At 47.0% G+C, this 19,188-nt stretch carries 15 protein-coding genes and 1 tRNA gene; 4 read left to right on the top strand and 12 right to left on the bottom strand.

Features of this window, described 5'->3' with window-relative positions:
• Window positions 1–220: 220 nt before the first annotated feature.
• The 7 genes from J0A67_RS21210 to J0A67_RS21180 form a co-directional block, all read right to left on the bottom strand.
• Complete coding sequence (locus tag J0A67_RS21210; RefSeq protein WP_206571395.1) at window positions 221–1,240, bottom strand: PorP/SprF family type IX secretion system membrane protein; 1,020 nt, start codon at window positions 1,238–1,240, stop codon at window positions 221–223.
• The gene (locus tag J0A67_RS21205) at window positions 1,237–3,585 is read right to left on the bottom strand and encodes a PKD domain-containing protein (protein WP_206571394.1); all 2,349 of its coding nucleotides are present in this window, start codon (window positions 3,583–3,585) and stop codon (window positions 1,237–1,239) included. The genes J0A67_RS21210 and J0A67_RS21205 overlap by 4 nt, the downstream gene beginning before the upstream one ends.
• 93 nt (window positions 3,586–3,678) lie before the next feature.
• Window positions 3,679–4,950, bottom strand: coding sequence for an adenylosuccinate synthase (locus J0A67_RS21200; RefSeq protein ID WP_206571393.1), 1,272 nt, complete (start codon window positions 4,948–4,950; stop codon window positions 3,679–3,681).
• An 86-nt stretch (window positions 4,951–5,036) separates the two neighbouring features.
• Window positions 5,037–6,107: a hypothetical protein gene (locus J0A67_RS21195; protein ID WP_206571392.1), complete on the bottom strand. Its 1,071-nt coding sequence runs from the start codon at window positions 6,105–6,107 to the stop codon at window positions 5,037–5,039.
• A gap of 55 nt (window positions 6,108–6,162) precedes the next feature.
• Window positions 6,163–6,504 carry an STAS domain-containing protein gene (locus J0A67_RS21190; RefSeq protein WP_206571391.1) on the bottom strand — a complete coding sequence of 114 codons (342 nt, stop codon included), beginning with the start codon at window positions 6,502–6,504 and terminating at the stop codon, window positions 6,163–6,165.
• Window positions 6,488–6,976 (bottom strand): Fur family transcriptional regulator, encoded by a 489-nt coding sequence (locus J0A67_RS21185; protein WP_206571390.1) that lies wholly within the window; start codon window positions 6,974–6,976, stop codon window positions 6,488–6,490. The genes J0A67_RS21190 and J0A67_RS21185 overlap by 17 nt, the downstream gene beginning before the upstream one ends.
• Window positions 6,977–7,026: 50 nt before the next feature.
• Window positions 7,027–9,243: a RelA/SpoT family protein gene (locus tag J0A67_RS21180; protein ID WP_206571389.1), complete on the bottom strand. Its 2,217-nt coding sequence runs from the start codon at window positions 9,241–9,243 to the stop codon at window positions 7,027–7,029.
• 165 nt (window positions 9,244–9,408) lie between these two features.
• Here J0A67_RS21180 and J0A67_RS21175 point away from each other — a divergent pair.
• From J0A67_RS21175 to clpX, 4 genes are all read left to right on the top strand, one after another.
• Window positions 9,409–9,490 (top strand) — tRNA-Leu (locus tag J0A67_RS21175).
• Between the two features lie 92 nt (window positions 9,491–9,582).
• Entirely contained in the window at window positions 9,583–10,911 is a 1,329-nt protein-coding gene (gene tig / locus J0A67_RS21170) for a trigger factor (protein WP_206571388.1), read from the top strand.
• A 76-nt stretch (window positions 10,912–10,987) separates the two neighbouring features.
• Complete coding sequence (locus tag J0A67_RS21165) at window positions 10,988–11,659, top strand: ClpP family protease (protein WP_206571387.1); 672 nt, start codon at window positions 10,988–10,990, stop codon at window positions 11,657–11,659.
• A 2-nt stretch (window positions 11,660–11,661) separates the two neighbouring features.
• A complete protein-coding gene (clpX, locus tag J0A67_RS21160) occupies window positions 11,662–12,885 on the top strand; it encodes an ATP-dependent Clp protease ATP-binding subunit ClpX (RefSeq protein WP_206571386.1) in 1,224 nt (407 codons plus the stop codon).
• Window positions 12,886–12,917: 32 nt separating this feature from the next.
• Here clpX and lpxB read toward each other — a convergent pair whose 3' ends face one another.
• From lpxB to J0A67_RS21135, 5 genes are all read right to left on the bottom strand, one after another.
• Window positions 12,918–14,033 (bottom strand): lipid-A-disaccharide synthase, encoded by a 1,116-nt coding sequence (gene lpxB, locus J0A67_RS21155; protein ID WP_206571385.1) that lies wholly within the window; start codon window positions 14,031–14,033, stop codon window positions 12,918–12,920.
• A gap of 73 nt (window positions 14,034–14,106) precedes the next feature.
• A complete protein-coding gene (locus J0A67_RS21150) occupies window positions 14,107–14,427 on the bottom strand; it encodes a GxxExxY protein (protein ID WP_317195072.1) in 321 nt (106 codons plus the stop codon).
• A gap of 59 nt (window positions 14,428–14,486) precedes the next feature.
• Window positions 14,487–14,906, bottom strand: coding sequence for a 6-pyruvoyl trahydropterin synthase family protein (locus J0A67_RS21145; protein ID WP_206571384.1), 420 nt, complete (start codon window positions 14,904–14,906; stop codon window positions 14,487–14,489).
• Between the two features lie 108 nt (window positions 14,907–15,014).
• Window positions 15,015–15,713 carry a hypothetical protein gene (locus J0A67_RS21140; protein WP_206571383.1) on the bottom strand — a complete coding sequence of 233 codons (699 nt, stop codon included), beginning with the start codon at window positions 15,711–15,713 and terminating at the stop codon, window positions 15,015–15,017.
• Window position 15,714: 1 nt separating this feature from the next.
• A complete protein-coding gene (locus J0A67_RS21135) occupies window positions 15,715–19,167 on the bottom strand; it encodes a S8 family serine peptidase (protein WP_206571382.1) in 3,453 nt (1,150 codons plus the stop codon).
• Window positions 19,168–19,188 lie beyond the last annotated feature (21 nt).

The raw sequence follows: 19,188 nt of genomic DNA, 5'->3' as shown, positions 1-19,188 counted from the left end.
ACCTCCCCCCGACGCCGTCCGCGTCGATTGGGAGTGCAAATATCCCCCTTTTTTCCTCCACAACAATACCCAGGACGGAAAAAAAACACCAAAAACCCTAAGTCCCTGGAAATGATCGGGAAAAATTTTGATTCCATTTTCCCAAAAACGATACGAATATTCTGAATAATCCCACATTCATTTTGATGAAACAGATTTATATTTCAAAAATTCCTGAAAATCAGTACCTAAAGAAAGACTGACCGGAGTAACGTCGCTTCCTGTTGCTTTTTGGCGAAAAAACATAGCGAACAGACAACTCGTGAGCGCCACCAGATCCGACAAAACCCAACTTGGAAACTGAATAGTCATAGCTGTACCCAAGATCGATGCCCATGGGGATATTCACCCCAAGCAAAAAAACAAGAGACTCGCTGTTTGGCAGCGCATACTTGGTCGGCAAACCTCTATACCAAATTCCCAAGACTAGGGGCTCAAAGTAAAACTCGGTACCCAAATCCAATTGCGAAAACGCACCCTGCTTTTTATAGTTGAACCCAAGCGTGAGGGCTCGTTCCTGGTCCGTGTTGTTAAAATAGTCATTGATGTCCCCTGGCGCCAAGTCTATCCGATATCCACCATGAAGCGAATACTTCATCGGCAACTCATTGGTATCCTCTGCCAAATAGCTAATCTGGGGCTCCAATAGATGCGAAACAGCGACACCAAACCAAGCCTTCTCCCCATAATACAAGAGACCGACATGGGCGTCAGCAGATCTGATCTGGCTATCGCCTTCAAATGATCCCCCCGGCTTCCCCACTATCACACCTCTGTCGATATCCAACTGTGTGCCCAAAATTACCCGGTCAAACAATGCGTCACGGGACACAAAACTACCCTGAAAGCCCGCCTGGATATAATTCTTCTCCCCAAGTCGGAGGCGGTAAGAATAAACCAGACCGATTTCATTCAGGCTGGTTTGGGTAAAGGATTCTTGGGCGCCTTGAATAATAAGTCCAAAACCCGAATTCAACCTCTCTTCGAAATGATCGAAATAAGCAGTATATGCCACGAAGCTCTCTTCCATAGCGGGCCATTGGTTCCGAAAATTGACTCCCGCCCTGGTCAAGCCCGTACTACCAGTGAATGCGGGATTAAGATAGATGGGGTTAGCATAGTACTGGCTATACTGAATATCTTGAGCTACAAGGACAGTACTCCAGGAAGCAAAAAATACAAGGAACAAGCTGCGTCTCATCGAATCAATCTGAATTTACCACTTTCCCTAACCTGCTCTCCGTCGGTCGCGACCCCGTTGATTCTGTAGGCGAATACCCCCGCATCCAATAGCTTGCCCTCTAGCGTTCCATCCCATCCTTCAGTATCCAGATCTTCCGTTCGAAAGATCAATTCGCCCCAGGTATTGAAAACCAACAATTCGAATTTGACCAATCCCTTGTATTTGGGAAGAAACTTTTTGTTCTCAGGCTCAGTCGGCGTGAACCCTGTAGGAACCATCAAACGATAACTCCGCGTAATCGCAACCGTTTTTTTAACGCTATTCTGACAACCATATTGATCCGTCACCAAGAGCTCCACATCAAACTCCCCCTTTTTGCCGAACACATGAACGGGATTCTGGTCCTCAGAAATTGTCCCGTCTCCGAAATCCCACTCCCATGCCACTGCTCGGTCGTCCGCGAGATTTACAAACTGAATTTCATCGTCTGGAAACACACCTCCTCCTGATTCGTCTTTTACGCCGGTGCCTTTCACACCAAAGTCAAAATCAACTTCAAGTTCTTCCTCTTGTATAAACACCTCTATTGGCAATGGATCAGAATAGCATTCCAAGGATTTTCTTTTGATGCTAAGCTCGTAGGCTCCAGCGATACTGACAGATTTCAACTGGTCATTAATCAGCATAAGCCCCATACCCGAGAGCCGATAGTCATAGCTCGAAATATCATACCCTGAAATCTGCGATGCCAGATCGACCACTTGGCCAGGCGTACAGCCTACAATCGGGGAATCTATATCCAGTACTGGAAGATCGGGTAGGTCGACCCTAAGGCTATTGCTTGCGACAGGACAATTTTTGCGGTTGTAGGCCAAGATTTCATATTCTCCCTCCTCACCTGTCGAAAGCGAAGCCCCTAACTCGCCCTGTACGATTTCCCCATCTTTATACCACTCATACCTATCATACACTTCCTCCCCGATTCCTTCCAGAGTCACAGATTCGCCGGGGCAGATTTCAACAAGATCGACTACTTCGCCATATCCCAAAACCGAAAGCCTAATCGGCTCGGGAGACTCTTCAATCTTCACCGAGATTGAGTTTCCCTGAGAGCTTTTTCCATAGCTATCCGTGACGGTATAGAAGATCGTGACTTCTTTGCCAGCATATTCTTCATTTGGAAAAAAGGTAAATCCCCCCTCTTGGTCAGTCGCCCGAAAAGTACCCTCAGGCAAGATCAAAACGCGGTTCTGTTCCAAACACCGGGCTTGACTGCAGATGTCGTCCTGCTTTGCTTCAATGTCATCCCTTGTCTCGTAAAGTTGGAGACATCGGATCACACTATTTGTATTGGGCAGGAGTACCTCATCACTCGTAATATAGAATTGGTTTTCCTGGCCTGCACAGGAGGTGAAATCCACGATGTCACTTCCCTCGGGGTCTTGCAGCGCATCATCCGCTGACACCTCGACTACCAAATTACGGATTTCATGGAAATTGGAAGAACCTCCAGTAGAACCCGCAAAACCGATCTTTAGGTTACTCGGAGCAGGAAAGGGAAAAGATATATCCGGAAAAATCGTCACCAACCTTGGTTTTTCATCCTCTGTGGTCACTTCCATCTCCAGCTTAACCAAATACCCGGTGCCAGCAGGATGTGGCTCCAGCTCCAAAAAAACTTTGCGATACCCCACTTTGGAGGACTCTTCGACACGCTGGGTTCCCTGACCACCCGAACTTAGCGGAAATCGGTATTGCACATCCAGCGCGAGGTCGTTAGCTCCGGCGGGCGGATCCTGCGTCATTCGGCCGATCACATAGTCATATCCCGAAAAGCCACTCCCCCCTTTCCTAAGCGTGATACTATTGGGAAACAAAGCGGAAAATCCCTGCAGGAAGCCTCCATTTTTCCCCTCTGTAGTGTTGCTGAAATTGCCAAATGCATCAAAGCCCAAGCCCAAATAAGCTCCAGTCAGGCCAGGCTGTTCATTTCGCTGGGCATACCCCAAAGATCCACCAAACCCACCTGGTGCAAAATTGGGAGTCGCCGCATCAAACAAAAACATGGACAGCCCATCAGCCCCGGATCCGCCATACATGAAATACTCAAACTCGACCTTGATCCCATAAACTGAGGGAAAAGGAACATCAATGTACATGTACCCCGTTTGGTTGAGTCCATTGGTGGTAAGCTGAAGGACACCGTCCACCAGCTTTGCATCCCCTCCAAATATCGTATTGGCCTGGGTACTAGCTGTCTGGAAAGACTCACAATAGGGAAACCCGACCTGAGCCTCCGCTTTCGCAGCCACCAAGAAGAAAAATGACAACGCCAAAAATCTAACGATCCCCTTCAAGTTCATTTATTTACCGCCCTAAATAAACTGACATTGGGACTATAAAACAAAAGCTCCCAAGGAGAACCTCGGGAGCCTAGTATGTCAAGAAGTTTTCTTCTATCTCATAATCGTCTGAACCCGGTCAGGGCCGACTGAAACCAACTTGATCGGAACATTCAATGCCGATTCCAAAAAGGCGACATAGTCCTTCAATTCTACCGGGAATTCCTCGTAGGAACGCACATCTGCCAGAGAGCAATTCCATCCTTTCATAGTCTTATAAACTGGCTTCACTTCTGTGTCGGTAATTTCGAAGCTCAGTCTGTCTATCTTCTCCCCATCGGGAAGCTCGTATTGCGTACACACTTTGATTTCTTTGAAAATATTAAGCACATCCGCCTTCATCATGAATAGTTGAGTCACCCCATTGATCATGATCGAATATTTCAAAGCTGGAAGATCCAACCAGCCGCATCTTCGCGGACGACCAGTGGTGCTTCCAAATTCATTTCCCTCTTTCCTCATCGCTTCCCCTATCTCGTCAAACAGCTCTGTCGGGAACGGACCGCTTCCTACCCTGGTACAGTAAGCCTTGAAAATCCCAAAAACCTCTCCAATTTTGGATGGCGCTACTCCGAGTCCAGTACAGGCTCCCGCCGTCATCGTTGTACTGCTAGTGACGAAAGGATAGCTACCAAAATCCACATCCAATAAAGATCCCTGTGCACCTTCAGCCAATATTTTCTTGTCAGCAGCCAAAGCCTCATTGACAACATACTCACTGTCTATCAGATTGAGCGATTTGACAAATTCGACGGCCTCAAAGAATTGGCCTTCCATTTCTTCCAATTTGTCAACGGAAAAATTGTAAAAGGAAAGCGTGGTTTTGTGTTTTTCGACTAGAAGTTGATACTTCTCTTTAAAATCGGGACTCAAGATATCACCGACCCGAAGCGCTGACCGCCCAATCTTGTCTTGGTAAGTCGGGCCAATACCCTTCAAAGTAGAGCCGATTTTCTTGTCACCTTTGGACTGCTCATAGGCCGCGTCCAACAACTTATGGGTAGGTATGATGATGGTAGCCTTTTTGGAGACCACCAGGTTTTTCTGATAATCAATAGAAAACTTGCCCAAGCCTTCGATCTCCTTCTTGAGGATGATGGGATCGAGTACTACTCCATTGCCGATTATGTTTAGTATCTGGGGTCTGAAAATCCCGGACGGAATCTGGTGAAGGACGTGTTTGATCCCGTCAAACTCCAGCGTATGGCCAGCATTTGGCCCTCCTTGGAATCGGGCAACGACCTCATATTGAGGAGCCAGCACGTCAACAATCTTACCTTTTCCTTCATCTCCCCACTGGAGACCCAACAATACATCCATCTTCATTTGATGTGTGTTCTAAGCGAACTTTTGAGTTTTTTAAAGCGCGAAAGTCGCCATAAGGAGAGGGAAAACCAAGGGAAAGAAGGTAATTATTTCTTTTTGATCAGATTGAGATTGTAGTAGTACATCACATCCTCGGCAGGCTGATCTTTCGCCCGGAACATCAATCCGTACTTACTATTCAGATAATCAGCCGATAGATCGGGATTGATTGCTGTTAGATTAAATTCCTGTAGTCTTTGGAAATCAGAATCAAAAACTTCCAAAAAATAGGAAGCGTCCGCTCCTTCCCCCTTCACCAGACGAACATACTTATTCACATTTCCTAAGTAAGTGACTACTCCAAATCGAACTTGGTTGCGGCAAACGTTTTCTAATTCATGCAATTGTTCAAAAGACCCAACCTCATCCGCATAGTTCGTTGGCAAAATTCTTTTAGAAAGAAACGAGCTGGATGTAAAAGCATGAGTCCGCTGAGTCCGGGCCTTCAAATCATAAACCAAAATATCGCTGAAAGTTGGGTAGCTGACGATAAGCTGGCTACCATTGACAGTTAGCTGGGGTTCATCGTTGAGGCCAAGTATCAAGTTCCCTGACTTTACTTTGAATCTGGTCTCGAAATAACTCACTGAGTCCAATGATACGGGAAGAAAGTACATTGAATCCAAAAAGGAATCAAATCCAGCCACCTGAATATTCCTTTTACTTTCATAGACGAAGTAGGCAGTAAGGGTATTCTTATCCAGTCCATTGAATTCATGGGAGACTTTAAAAGTTGGGACGGAAATAGCTGGATATTTTGATTCCCCAAAAATCCCGTATTCATGCATAAACTTTCGGGAGACTTCCTTATCCAGGATATTTTGTCTGAAAAATTCTTGTCCATTCAAATAGACTACATTCGCTTGGGTAGTGAAAAACGAGAAAACAGTTCCCACACCATAGGGGCCTTCGGTTTCCAGAATATCCCCGTCCTTCACCCACGCATAGTCCGCCGACAGAAAAATACTGTCAAGCGAATGGGCTTTGCTGTTATATATCACGCCTTTGCTTCTAGAGGAGTCAAGGGAAACGAAATAGGTAGGCTCAGAAGTCAGGCCCCCATCCCCTATCAGAAGCTCTTTCCGATCAGACACTTCCAATAAAAAATCCTGTTCCAAAGAATTTCTTTCAGAACAGGATATCAGAATCAAACAGCTCAGTAAACCTACTACGCTAATTTTTTGCCCTAAATTCATCCACCGAATCATAGACGGTGAAAATATTGTTTAGTTTGGTGATAATCAAGAGTTTTTTGACGTGCTCGGAAGGTGCAGTGAGATAAACTTCCCCGCCCACGTTGCGCATCTTGGTCAGGATAGTGATCAACAAACCGATTCCGCTGGAGCTAATGTACCTTACTTCACTCAAATCAATGACGAAGGTTCTCTCCCCTTCCTGGATCGAATCCGAAACAACTTCGACCAATTTTGGCCCCACTTCATCCCCGATCAAATCTCCCTCGATAAATAGGTAGTGGGCCTTTTCGTCTTTGCTGGTCTTATAGTTTAGCTTCATCCTGTACTTCCGTTTTTTGAGAATGGCATTCGCCGTTGTTGCACTGTCCATACAGCATCAGGGAATGGTGCAGCACTTTGAAATTCAATATTTCTCCTACCGTGTTTTGTATATTTTGGATGCGTGGATCACAGAATTCATACACCTTGCCACATTCGACGCAGATCATGTGGTCATGCTGTTTGTATCCGTAGGATTTTTCGAACTGAGCCAGATTTTTACCAAACTGGTGTTTTGTTACCAGGTCACATTCGACAAGTAGATCCAGGGTGTTATAGACCGTTGCCCGGCTCACACGATAGTTCTTATTTTTCATGCTGATGTAGAGCCCCTCTACATCAAAATGCCCTGTTCTGCTATAGATTTCTTCCAAAATCGCATAGCGTTCGGGGGTCTTTCTGAGTTTCTGGTTTTCAAGATATGCGGTGAATATCTTTTTGACCTCCTCGAAATGTGCGGTATTCAAAGGCATTTTCTGCGTTTTTTTTCAAATATAACTTTTGTATCCAAAAAAAGATTCCGTCAGTCAAATCGGGAGACCTTGATGATCCCGTCGACTTGCTGAAGATTCTTGATGAGGTGGTCCAGATGCTCCGTGCTATGAACGTAGAGCTTGATAGCCCCTTCAAATATCCCGGCGTCGGAATCCACGGTGATAGATCGCATGTTTACTTTTAGTTCGTTTGAGATCACTTTGGTCACATCATTGATCAAGCCGACACGGTCTGTGCCAAGGATTCTCAGGCCTGCGAGAAATGCGATTTCCTTTTGGCTGGTCCATCGAGCCTTAATTACGCGGTTGCCATGATTGGATAACAACTCCAGGGCATTTGGACAGGAAGTGCGGTGGATCTTGATGCCTTCGTTGATAGTCACAAAGCCAAACACATCATCTCCAGGGATGGGATTGCAGCATTTTGCCAAGATGTAGTCGACCACATCCATATCCTCACCTATCAGGAGCTGATCGTGCTCCGAACCCTTGAGGCTTTTGATTTCTTTGGTGAAGGTGGTCTCATCTTTCACCTTTTCACTGACCTTGCTTTTGCTCTTTTGCTTTTCCTTAAAGTCCTTGAACGCTTTGATGGAAGTCGGATCGATGATTCCCTTTCCGACCCTATAGTAGAACTCATTGGCGGTTTTCAGCTCAAAATAGGCCCGCAACTGCTCGACTCGCTCCGACGTGAACTCCATCTTCATGGCTTTGAGCTTGCGCTGCACGATCTCACGCCCGTCCAAAATCGCCGATTTCTTTTCTTCTCTGAGTGCGTCCTTGATCTTAGCTTTGGCCCTTGAGGTGACGACGTTGTTCAGCCAGTCTTCGGTGGGTTTTTGCTTGCTGGAAGTCAAAATCTCCACCTGGTCTCCATTTTTCAGCCTATGACTGATCGGCACCAGCTTCTGGTTAACCTTTGCACCGATGCACTTTGCCCCAATTTCGGTATGTATCTCAAAAGCGAAATCCAAAGCTGTTGAACCAACTGGAAGTACCTTTAGATCGCCTTTGGGTGTGAATACAAAGACTTCGTCATGAAACAGATTACCTCGAAAATCATCCATGAACTCGATGGCATTGCCATCGTTGGATTCCAGAATAGCGCGGACCTGACCGATCCAATCGTCGAGGCCTGAGCCCGACTTGCCAGAGCTGTCTCTGTCCTTGTATTTCCAGTGTGCGGCATATCCTCGCTCAGCAATCTCATCCATCCTCGCCGTGCGGATCTGTACTTCCACCCATTGCCCAGTATTGCTCATCACTGTCGTGTGGAGCGACTCGTAGCCATTGGATCTGGGAGTGCTTATCCAGTCCCTCAGCCTGTCTGGGTTGGGACGGTAAAAGTCCGTGACAATAGAATAGACCTGCCAGCAGTCCGCCTTTTCATTTTCCAGCTCGCTCTCCAGAATGATCCTGATGGCGAACAGGTCATAAACTTCTTCAAAAGGAATTCCCTGCTTCTTCATCTTGTTGTAGATCGAAAAAACAGATTTGGGTCTCCCCTTGATCGTAAACTTGAAACCTTGCTTGACCAGCTCTTCCTCTATCGGCTGGACGAAGGTTTTGATAAATTTATTCCTATAGCTTTTAGACTCGTTGATCTTTTTGACGATCTCCTTATAGGTATCCGTATCGGTAAATTTCAGATATAGATCCTCCAGTTCGGATTTGATCGTATAGAGCCCGAGACGATGGGCTAGTGGCGCGTACAAATACATGGTCTCTGACGCGATCTTCAGCTGTTTGTGTCTTGGCATGCTGGAGAGGGTCCGCATGTTGTTCAGCCGATCGGCCAGTTTGATCAGAATTACCCGGACGTCATCGGAAAGGGTGAGCAGCATTTTCCGGAAATTTTCCGCCTGCTGCGAACTCCCGTATTCAAATACACCGGAGATCTTGGTTAATCCATCGATGATGGTCATGACCTTGTGGCCAAATTCCCGCTCGATGTCCTCCAGCTCCAAGTCAGTATCCTCGACCACATCATGGAGCAATGCGGCAATAATGGAGGTTGTGCCAAGCCCTATCTCCTCTACGCATACCAATGCTACCTCTAGCGGATGATAGATGTAGGGTTCGCCGGATTTCCTCCTCATATCTTTGTGTGCTTCCAGAGAGATATTGAAGGCTTTCTTTATAAGCTTGGTATCCCCTGGCTTCAAGATCGGCTTGGCCTGCTTGAGCAACTTTCGATATCGTTTGAGAATTTCCTTTCTTTCTTCTTCGACGTCCACAGGGATCATAGGGGTGGAATTTTATTCAAAATTGGGACTGGGATCAAATCATTCCACATTTTTGGAAATATTTTTTTTCTGGGTCTTGTTAAAAATTCAATATTGTTTTTACCTTTGCATCCACAATTGGAAAAGGAGATTGATCAATTTAATCTCGGTCTGATTGAATCCAATGCGGATGTGGCGAAATTGGTAGACGCACTAGACTTAGGATCTAGCGCCGCGAGGCATGGGGGTTCGAGTCCCTCTATCCGCACAGCATCAAGCCCTCAATCACTCCACTGTTTTTGATCAGACAGGAAAGAGATTGGGGGTTTTTAGTTCATCATCTGTTTAATTCTATACACCTTGGAAATCACGTTAGACAAGCATTCAGCAAATCAAGCTTCAATTAAAATTACGCTAAACGAAGCAGATTATCAACCGAAGGTTGATGCCAAACTCAAGGACTATGCTAAAAAGGCGGCCATCAAAGGCTTCCGTCCTGGCAAAGCCCCAATCTCAATGGTGAAAAGCATGTATGGCATTTCCATATTGGTGGATGAAATCAACGCTATCCTGGGTGAGTCGCTGAACAACTATCTAAAAGAGCAGACTTTCAGGATTCTTGGAGAGCCACTTCCCGTGGAAAAGGAGGACAATTCCATTGACTGGAAAACCCAGAAACAATTCGACTTTGAATACAAGATCGGATTTGTTGACGGAGTGGCGGTCGCGTTGGACAGCACAGTCAAAGGAACCAAGTATTCCATCAAAGTAGACGACAAGCTGGTCAATGAAACCATCGACAACCTGAAGTCGCAGTATGGCAACAGCACCAACCCTGAAGTAAGCGAAGCAGGTGACAACATCTACGGCGACTTGAAGGCTACTGAAGGAGAATTCTCCAAAACTCTTTCTCTTCCCACCGCAAATCTTTCCAAAAAACTTGCCGCCAAATTCGTCGGGGTAAGCAAAGATTCAGTGGTTGAATTCAATGCGAAAGAAGTTAAAAAGGACGAATGGTCTGAAGCTTTCAGCTTGACGGACGAGGAGGCAGCAGAAGCTACCGGAGCCTTTACGTTTGAGGTGAAAAACATCAACAGAACCGAGAATGCTGAACTCAACCAGGAATTTTTCGATAAGATTTTCGGTCCTGACACCGTGAAATCCGAAGAGGAATTTATCGCAAAAGTGAAAGAAACCCTTCAGGAGAGCTATAACCGTGAATCCAAGGTATTCACAGAAGAGGAACTCAAGAAGGTTTTGGTCGACAAGGCAAACCTTGACCTCCCAGACTCTTTCCTCAAAGAGTGGCTGCTAAGGGCTAACGAGGGAAAGGTATCCGAAACTGACGTAGAAAACGAATACCCAATCTATGCCAAGCAACTGACTTGGTCTCTGATTTCCAACGAAATTGCCAAGGCAAATGGCATCCAAGCCGAGCACGCCGATGTGGTCGAAAAAACCAAGGAAATGATCCGGGAGCAATTTGCTTCCTCAGGTCTTGGTTCTCAGTTGGAGGCGAGCATGGACATGTTTGTCGACAATTACCTCAAAGGCAACGAGGGGCAAAACTACATGAACATGATGACCTCGGTGCAGAATGAAAAAGTACTCGCATTCGTCCAGGAGAAAATCGACCTCAACGAAAAGGCGATTTCCATCGATGAATTCAAGGAACTTTTAGAGAAGTAATACGATTTAGAGTTTATATTGAAAAGTCCTTTTACTAAGGACTTTTTTTATTTTTGTTACCACAACAAACTCAAAAATGATTAACAAAGAAGAATTTAGAAAATACGCCATTCACAACCAGGGCGTAAGCGGGACGGCTTTTGACCAATATACCCAGCACATCGAAAACATGACCCGCTCAGTGATCGAGGAAAGACCGCAAAACTTCAGAGAGATTGATGTGTTTTCCCGCTTGATCATGGACCGCATCATATTCCTGGGCACGGGCATCGATGACCACATTGCCAACATCATCGTGGCGCAATTGCTTTTCTTGGAGTCCGTGGATGCCAAGAAAGATGTACTTCTCTATGTCAACAGTCCGGGAGGTTCTGTGACCGCCGGTCTCGGTATCTATGATACTATGCAGTACATTGGGCCGGATGTAGCGACTATCTGTACCGGCATCGCGGCTTCGATGGGCGCTGTGCTTCTCGCTGGAGGTGCCAAAAACAAAAGGTCAGCGCTTCAGCATTCGCGGGTGATGATTCACCAACCTTCTGGAGGTATGCAAGGCCAGTCTAGAGACATGGAAATCTCTTTGAAACTCATATTGTCGATGAGAGAGGAATTATATCAAATACTGGCTAACCATACGGGTAAAACCTACGAAGAAATTGAAAGGGACTCTGACAGGGATTATTGGCTGAGAGCTCTGGAGGCCAAAGAATACGGCCTGATCGACGAAGTATTAGTTAAAAAAGTATAAGCATGGCTCAAGTTACCTGCTCCTTCTGCGGCAGAAACAAAAAAGATGTGGATTTGATGGTATCGGGCATTTCCGCCCATATCTGTAATTTCTGCATCGACCAGGCGCACATGATTCTTGGCGAAGAGGAAAAAACCAAGAAGCCAGGCGCCAAACCAAAGTTTAAATTAAAGAAGCCCAAGGAGCTCACGTCCTACTTGGATCAATATGTCATTGGCCAGGAAGAGGCAAAAAAAGTATTGACCGTGGCGGTTTACAACCACTACAAGCGACTCCAGCAAAAGGATGACCATGACGAGATCAAGATCGAAAAGTCTAATATCATCATGGTAGGCGACACGGGCACGGGCAAAACTTATCTAGCTAAGACCCTTGCCAAGACACTGGAAGTCCCCTTCTGCATCGCTGACGCAACGGTTCTGACCGAAGCAGGTTACGTGGGAGAAGATGTGGAAAGCATCCTGACCCGTTTGCTTCAATCCGCAGATTACAATGTGGAAGCTGCCGAGCGAGGTATCGTCTATATCGATGAAATCGACAAGATAGCCCGCAAGTCAGACAATCCATCCATCACGCGCGATGTGAGCGGCGAAGGCGTACAGCAGGCGATGTTAAAGCTTCTGGAGGGAACTGTCGTCAATGTGCCTCCTCAGGGAGGAAGAAAGCATCCAGACCAAAAGATGATTGCCGTAAATACCGAAAACATCCTTTTCATCTGCGGTGGCGCGTTTGACGGAATAGCGCGGCATATTGGCAAGCGAATGAACACCCAGCCTATGGGATTCAGCAAAACTAGCAACACGCCTCAGGCCAATCGCGAGAACCTCCTTCAATACGTGACCGCTCAAGACTTGAAGGCGTTTGGCCTAATACCGGAATTGATCGGTAGGCTTCCTGTCCTGACTCACTTGGATCCTTTGCATAAAGATGCCCTGAAGAGGATTTTGACCGAACCCAAAAATGCCCTGGTAAAGCAATACACCAAGTTGCTGGCAATGGAGGGCGTAGCATTGACCTTTGAGGACAGCGCGTTGGATTTTATCGTGGACAAAGCAGTGGAATATAATCTAGGTGCGCGTGGCCTTCGCTCTATTTGCGAAGCCATCATCACCGACGCGATGTATGAGCTTCCTTCGGATGACTCCGTCAAGGAATTGACCATAGACGTGGATTACGCGAGGTCCAAATTTGACAAATCAAAATTCAAGCGACTCCAAGTCGCCTAGACTTACAGACCCCGCTTCGATGAGGCGGGGTTTTATTTTTTCGGAGAATCGAGTATCAATTGGGCGGTGGTATCCGATGCGCTGGCTTCGCCAATCCGCTCGCGAACCAGGTCATAACCCTGCAGCATCTCACCTTTATAGACCACGTTGGAGAAGATTTGCATCAGTTCCGTTTTGATTTTTTCCACAGAAAAATCATCCTGAATCAATTCCTTCACAACTTCCTTTCCTGCAATCAAATTGACCAAGGAAATAAACGGAACTCGGATCAGATTCTTTGCGATCAAATAGGACACAGAAGAAGTCCTGTAAACCACGATCTGAGGAACTCGAAACAAAGCCGTCTCCAAAGTCGCAGTTCCTGACGTCACCACAGCAGCTGTAGAATGGGAAAGCAGATCGTAGGTCTGGTTGAAGACCAACTTGATTCCCGCTTTTTTGGCGGGCTCATAGATCGACTCGGGAAGACTGTCCACTCCTGCCACCACAAACTGCGCATTCGGGAATTCCCTGACCAGGCTGACCATCTTTTCGAGCATCGCCAAAATCTCCTGCTTTCGACTGCCGGGCAGCAGGGCAACGATAGGCTGATAGCTGAGTTCGTTCTTCTGAAAAAAGAAATCGTGGGCTTGGAACTTCCTGATTTCATCCAAAAGCGGATTTCCGACGTAGTGGACTTTCATCCCAAACTTCTCGAAAAACTCAGGTTCAAAAGGTAGGATGGAATAGATCTGATCAGTAATCTGCTTAAGCTTCAAGGCGCGTTTTTGATTCCAAGCCCAAACTTTCGGAGGAATGTAAAAGTGGACGGGGATTCCATGTTCCTTTGCAAAAGCCGCAATCTTCATATTGAATCCCCCATAATCCACCAAAATCAAGGCATCAGGACGGTAGCTCAACAGGTCATTTTTTACCAAGTTGAGATATTTGAGGACTTTTCGAAAGCCCAACACCACTTCGAGAAAGCCCATCACCGCCACTTCTGAATAATCCACTGCAAGGTCTACACCTGCCTCTTTGGAATAGGTTCCTCCCATGCCACGGAATTGGATTTTGGCTTCTCGTTTTTTGAGCGCGAGAACGAGGTTTGATGCATGTAAGTCTCCAGAACGCTCTCCGGAGATGATGTAGATTTTATTTTTAACCACAGAGATCACAGAGAAAAAGAGGACTAGACCCTTACACGTTTGATGCCATCAACCAGGCGTAGCACATTAAAATTCATAAGCAGCCCGTTTGGTATCCGCCAAGCTTCAAGTAGGTAATCATCTGGGCCAGATGGATTTCCCTAAGCTTTTTGACACTCTTTAACTCCAAAACAACACTATCCTCCACCACCAAATCCAACCTGTAGCCGCAATCCAGACGGACTCCGTCAAAAAAAACGGGAATTGGTTTCTCCTTTTCCACAGACAAACCCGCCTTTATCAGCCTATGAAAAAGACAGGTTTCGTACGTACTCTCCAAAAGACCGGGACCTAGATTGCGGTGAACAAAAATCGCTTCACCAATAATTTTCTCGGTCAGTTCAGATCCAATCATTTTTAAATTTAAAAAGCTCTCTGAAAACTCCGTGAACTCTGTGGTGGAAAAACTAAAAATCACTCTCCAAAGTACTCCACGAAGTTTCTCGGTGTCTCATAGAGGGTGAGCTTGTATAAGACTCCGTATTTCGTGATCTCTTTGATGGCAGGCTCAAGGATCTTCCAAAATTCCATCACCAGGATTTCGCAACTGGCTAATTTGCCCTGCATAAAATCCACGTCAACGTTCAGGTTTTTATGGTCCACTTTGTCTATGACTAGTCTGCGGATCAAGGTGCTAAGCTGCTTCAAGTCAACCACAAAGCCAGTCTCGGGGTCAGGCAGTCCTTTCACCGTGACGATCAGTTCAAAATTGTGCCCATGCCAGTTGACATTGGCGCAGGGACCGAACACCTCAAAATTTTTCTCATCGGACCAGTTCGGGTTCCAAAGTTTATGAGCAGCGTTGAAATGTTCCTTTCGTGAAATGTGAATCATCGTTTTTGAAATTCGCTGCAAAGTTAGGCAAAAGAACAAGGATAAGAAACCAGAAATCGTGATTGCCTTTTAGAAGGACCACGCGCGACATCATCCAAGCTAATACGATCACTTATTGAGTTCCTGGAAGAAAGCCACCAAATGATCCTCCCTACCCAAATCCAACTTTTGCTCCTTGATCAGCTGCTTGGCCTTTTCCAAGTCCCGAGGATCGAGTTCCTTCAAAACTGCGTTGGTTTTGGGTTTTATCGAGCTGACATCTCCATTGGGATCGATCAGATAGTAGTTTTCAACAAAAACAAACATCTTTCCCGCTGTCGGTGCATAGCTGTTTTTTGGCGGAGTCACCAGATCCGAGTAGAACCTGCGCACCAGGGTATATCGCTCTCCCTCTTCCAATACATTGACCAAATCCGTCTCGCTGACTCCGGGGAGGATTTCAAAACCCTTCTTGAAAAGCAGCTGAGGCAACAAACCTGGAGAGGTACTCTGAGCAATCTGGCTGATCGGCCGCTCCAAGACCACGTATTCAAGATAATTTTTGTCGAGGATAATATTGTTCCCCGCCTCATTTACCACCTCCAGCTCGTTGGTGTGGATGTCGAAGCGAAAGGGCACATTTTCTTTCACTCCGCCATTGCTCGTGGCGACCGAGGCCTTTCCCCAGTCCGGAAAGAGATAAGGCGAACCGTCAACCCCGGAATAAGGGGTTACCCGCGCAGGCACACCGTTGAAATCGAGGTTTGAGATTTGGCCGATCGCTCCCCTAGATAAAAGCAAAAACACAAAAATCACCAGCCTCTTCATATCAGTACTTAATTAGCTTTTTATGCAAGGTCAGGCTACTTGTCTCAATCTTCAGCAGATACATGCCGGAGGCCGCTGGCAGAGAAATGTATTCGACGAGCTCGTCCGCATTTTTCCCCAAAACACTTGTCTGGTATACCCGTCCGGCCAAGTCAACCAGCGTCATGGTAATCTTGCCCCTATACTCATTTGCAAACTGAACGGTGACTTGATCATAGGAAGGAATCGGCCCAACAAAGATTCCAAACCGACTCAAATCGGGCTCAGGAATGGCAGAAATGACCACCGGATCAGAGATGCTGTTGCAAGTCTCGTCAAATATCGCCACCTGATAGGAACCATCCGCATTGGCAACGAAGCTTCGCTGGGTGGCCCCTGAAATCGCCTGTCCATTCAGATACCATTGGTAAGAGGTGCCTGGCTGCTGCGAAGTCAATTGGTCGCCGTTAATGACGATAACGGGTTTTGCCAAGGCATTTGTACCTATGGTGACTTCCTGCTCAAAATCCGTAGATCCCTGGCTATTGGAAATGGTAAGCTTCACTAGATAGGTGCCAGCGGTGTTATAGACAAAGATCGGATTTTCCAGATTGGAGGTCGATCCCTGCCCAAAGTCCCAGAGATAGGTAGAGACAGCCCCTTCGCTTTGGTTGTCAAAAGTGACAGCCGAACCAACGCAGGTATAGGAAGTCTCAAAGTTGGCGAAAAGCACTTCGGCGCAACTCTGGGCAAGCCAACCACTCGCACTCTGTATCGTCGCCCCTGCTCCCAAGTTGATGATACCCTGTCCCGACTTGTTGACATTGGTGACATTGATATGTTCGAAGCAGAGCTTTCGATAGACATCATAGACTAAGGTGCTTCCCGAAGAAGGGGCCGTAATCAAGGCTTTGGAGGCTTGTGTCGCTGACGAAGTGATGTTTTCCAAGACAGCCAATGCCGCGGTCTGGCCAAACTCCAATATGCCTCCGGGACCAAGATTGAGCACGTTGACATTAGCAGCTGCCACATTCAACACCGCCTTTGCTCCCGATATATCCAGATTATCAATTCCGTCGCTACCCATCGAAAGTACACCTGCGGCAAGCCTCAATCTCGTGATTGCCGTGGAAGATGCATTTGAAAACTGACCAGAGGTCCCGGCAAATTCCACTTGCAAATTTGGTTTGATCTGGCCGGTCGCGCTTATCGAAAGACCCTCTGAAAACTTCAGCGACTCAAAGTCACCTGTCAAGCTTGCATTTGGCCCGACAGAAATCTTATTGGCCTCCAAAGTCGCAAGATCAACAATGACTGAAGCTGACTCAATGGCCACCTCATCCATTTTCGACCCCGAGAGTACCCGCCAGCTTCCGTCCCCAAATTTCAGGGAAACATTGTCAAAGAGCGTTTGTCCGAGTTCGACCAACATCTCATTGGAACTGCCATTCTCGAAGACCACAGATCCGTTTTTGATCTCAGTAATTTGATTGCTTATTCTCAAGCCATTGGAAACAAAAAGTGAATTGGAATTCAAGTCTAAGTTCAGCACTTGGCTCCCAAAAACGTTGACGCTAAATGCTCGAGACGCCGCGGTCAAGACGACCGTCTTATTTTGTCCCGCAGGCCCATCAAAAACAACGCGAGTACTAGCGCCTGGCACTTTTCCGGCTGCAGGGCCATTTGCCGTCAAGGACCAGTTTCCGCCTTCACTCCAATTCCCGGTAGTACCTCCGATCCAGTAAAGCGTTTCCTCGGCGCCATCCACCACTCCCGCGGTAAAGAGAAGGGAGAATGGTTGTGCCCCAAATTTCAACTCCCCCTTGTGGCGAATCCTCAGCGTGTACTTTTTGGGCTTTGGTGACGCGACTAACACCTGCTCAACATTATCCCGGAAGTTGTCCGTTGTCTGGACGGCCCTGGCACCGGCTCCCAGGGAAGGATCCAAAGTCCAGGGAAAATGAACCACGCCATCCTCATCTATCAGTCGAATGTCCAAGTCATTGACCAGCATGCGATTCGTCGGATCGAGCGCAGCTCCTGTCGGCGTGCCGGATGGATCAGTCCACGCGACGGTAGCCCTGATCGGGGTGATGCCGTCCGATAGGATTTGGTATTCGTAGGTTTGCCCCTGATTTAAAACCAGCTCTCGTATAATGCGGCTGCTTCCATCTTCGTTCAAGATAAGCTCCGCGGAGGATTTCGCGTCCAAAAGTCCCCAGCCATACATATAATCAGGCCCTGCTGCTTGCCCTGCTTCTTTGGCGGTATGGATGGCAAGGCCCTTTACAGTCGAAGCCCACATGTACTTACCTGCATTGCGCTGCCCAAACAGCTGCTGCAGCAAAAGCAAGGATCCCGCGACATTGGGTGAAGCCATGGAGGTACCACTCAAGCTGGCATAGGCATTCGTGGTGCCATCGTTGGTCACCGAAGAACTGAAAACGCCCACGCCCATTCCTACCAAATCGGGCTTGATCCGACCGTCGTCCGTAGGCCCCCAGTTTGAAAAATCGCTCATCTTGACGTCAGAGGGCTGAGTATAAGTGGGCACATTGGACACCGCACCAACGGTAATCGCATTTTTCGCGACGCCTTCCGGCCCGATCGTATCATCTGGTCCATCGGGGCTTTTAGTACCGTCTCCACTATCGGAACGGTCGTTGCCAGCAGCCCACACCACCGTGTAGTAAGGCTTTGCATAGATCAAATCATCTATGCCTTTGCTCTTGGTGGAATAAAAGCCAAATCTATAATCTTCATTTGCGTTTACACTGGCATTGCCAGCCCAAGCCCAGGCGTTGCTGGAGTTTCTATACCAACCCAAGACTACGCCGTAGGAATGATTGGAAACCAAATGTCCGTCCGGCTTACTCACCGGGTCATAGGCGTTGTTGTTCATCTTGTCCAAATCAGACTCCCAATTGAAAGCCCAGCCGCTTGCCTCCGAAGCCATTCCTTTCGCATTAGCATTGACTCCCGTTGCTAGAATGGTTCCGGTCACGTGGGTGGCATGGCTTGATATCGTCTCCGTGGAGCCGTCGACTTGGGTCAGTCTGTTTCGATATTCTGGGTGATCAATCTTCGGCCTGGTTTGGTCATAGATTCCCACGACCATGCCCTTTCCAGTTAAATTTAATCCCAGATCACCTCCAGGTTGAAGCGAATTCGTCCCGGTAGTCTTTGCCGTATTTACATTCATCACTTTGTAGTAGACCGGCTGATCGAGAAGATCAAAATAAAGTAGCTCGGCGGATTCTCCATTTCCCAGGGAAAATCTCACCGGGATGTTTCTGGCGGCGGCCTTCAGCAAAATTGCTTTCCTTCCCAAAAAAAGGTGCTCGTATTCAGTCGCAAAACCTGATGCTATTTCGGATCTGACTTGGTCTAGGCGTTCTGGGGAAGTACTGTTTTGTGCACGTACGGCGCCAATCCAAAAAAAAGAACTCAGTAGAAACAGTAGAATTTTTTTCATATCAACACGTTCAGCTTCAAT

The sequence above is a fragment of the Algoriphagus aestuariicola genome (assembly GCF_017254835.1).
GTDB lineage: Bacteria > Bacteroidota > Bacteroidia > Cytophagales > Cyclobacteriaceae > Algoriphagus > Algoriphagus aestuariicola.
The sequence above is the reverse complement of the archived record's forward strand: the minus strand, read 5'-3'. Positions and strand labels throughout refer to the sequence as shown.

What these genes read in the sequence shown, in the direction of transcription:
- J0A67_RS21210 (WP_206571395.1), bottom strand. Translation starts at nt 1,240, where the DNA reads ATGAGACGCAGCTTGTTCCTTGTATTTTTTGCTTCCTGGAGTACTGTC.
- J0A67_RS21150 (WP_317195072.1), bottom strand. Translation starts at nt 14,427, where the DNA reads ATGATTGGATCTGAACTGACCGAGAAAATTATTGGTGAAGCGATTTTT.
- J0A67_RS21190 (WP_206571391.1), bottom strand. Translation starts at nt 6,504, where the DNA reads ATGAAGCTAAACTATAAGACCAGCAAAGACGAAAAGGCCCACTACCTA.
- clpX (WP_206571386.1), top strand. Translation starts at nt 11,662, where the DNA reads ATGGCTCAAGTTACCTGCTCCTTCTGCGGCAGAAACAAAAAAGATGTG.
- J0A67_RS21205 (WP_206571394.1), bottom strand. Translation starts at nt 3,585, where the DNA reads ATGAACTTGAAGGGGATCGTTAGATTTTTGGCGTTGTCATTTTTCTTC.
- J0A67_RS21145 (WP_206571384.1), bottom strand. Translation starts at nt 14,906, where the DNA reads ATGATTCACATTTCACGAAAGGAACATTTCAACGCTGCTCATAAACTT.
- J0A67_RS21200 (WP_206571393.1), bottom strand. Translation starts at nt 4,950, where the DNA reads ATGAAGATGGATGTATTGTTGGGTCTCCAGTGGGGAGATGAAGGAAAA.
- J0A67_RS21140 (WP_206571383.1), bottom strand. Translation starts at nt 15,713, where the DNA reads ATGAAGAGGCTGGTGATTTTTGTGTTTTTGCTTTTATCTAGGGGAGCG.
- J0A67_RS21185 (WP_206571390.1), bottom strand. Translation starts at nt 6,976, where the DNA reads ATGCCTTTGAATACCGCACATTTCGAGGAGGTCAAAAAGATATTCACC.
- J0A67_RS21180 (WP_206571389.1), bottom strand. Translation starts at nt 9,243, where the DNA reads ATGATCCCTGTGGACGTCGAAGAAGAAAGAAAGGAAATTCTCAAACGA.
- J0A67_RS21165 (WP_206571387.1), top strand. Translation starts at nt 10,988, where the DNA reads ATGATTAACAAAGAAGAATTTAGAAAATACGCCATTCACAACCAGGGC.
- J0A67_RS21135 (WP_206571382.1), bottom strand. Translation starts at nt 19,167, where the DNA reads ATGAAAAAAATTCTACTGTTTCTACTGAGTTCTTTTTTTTGGATTGGC.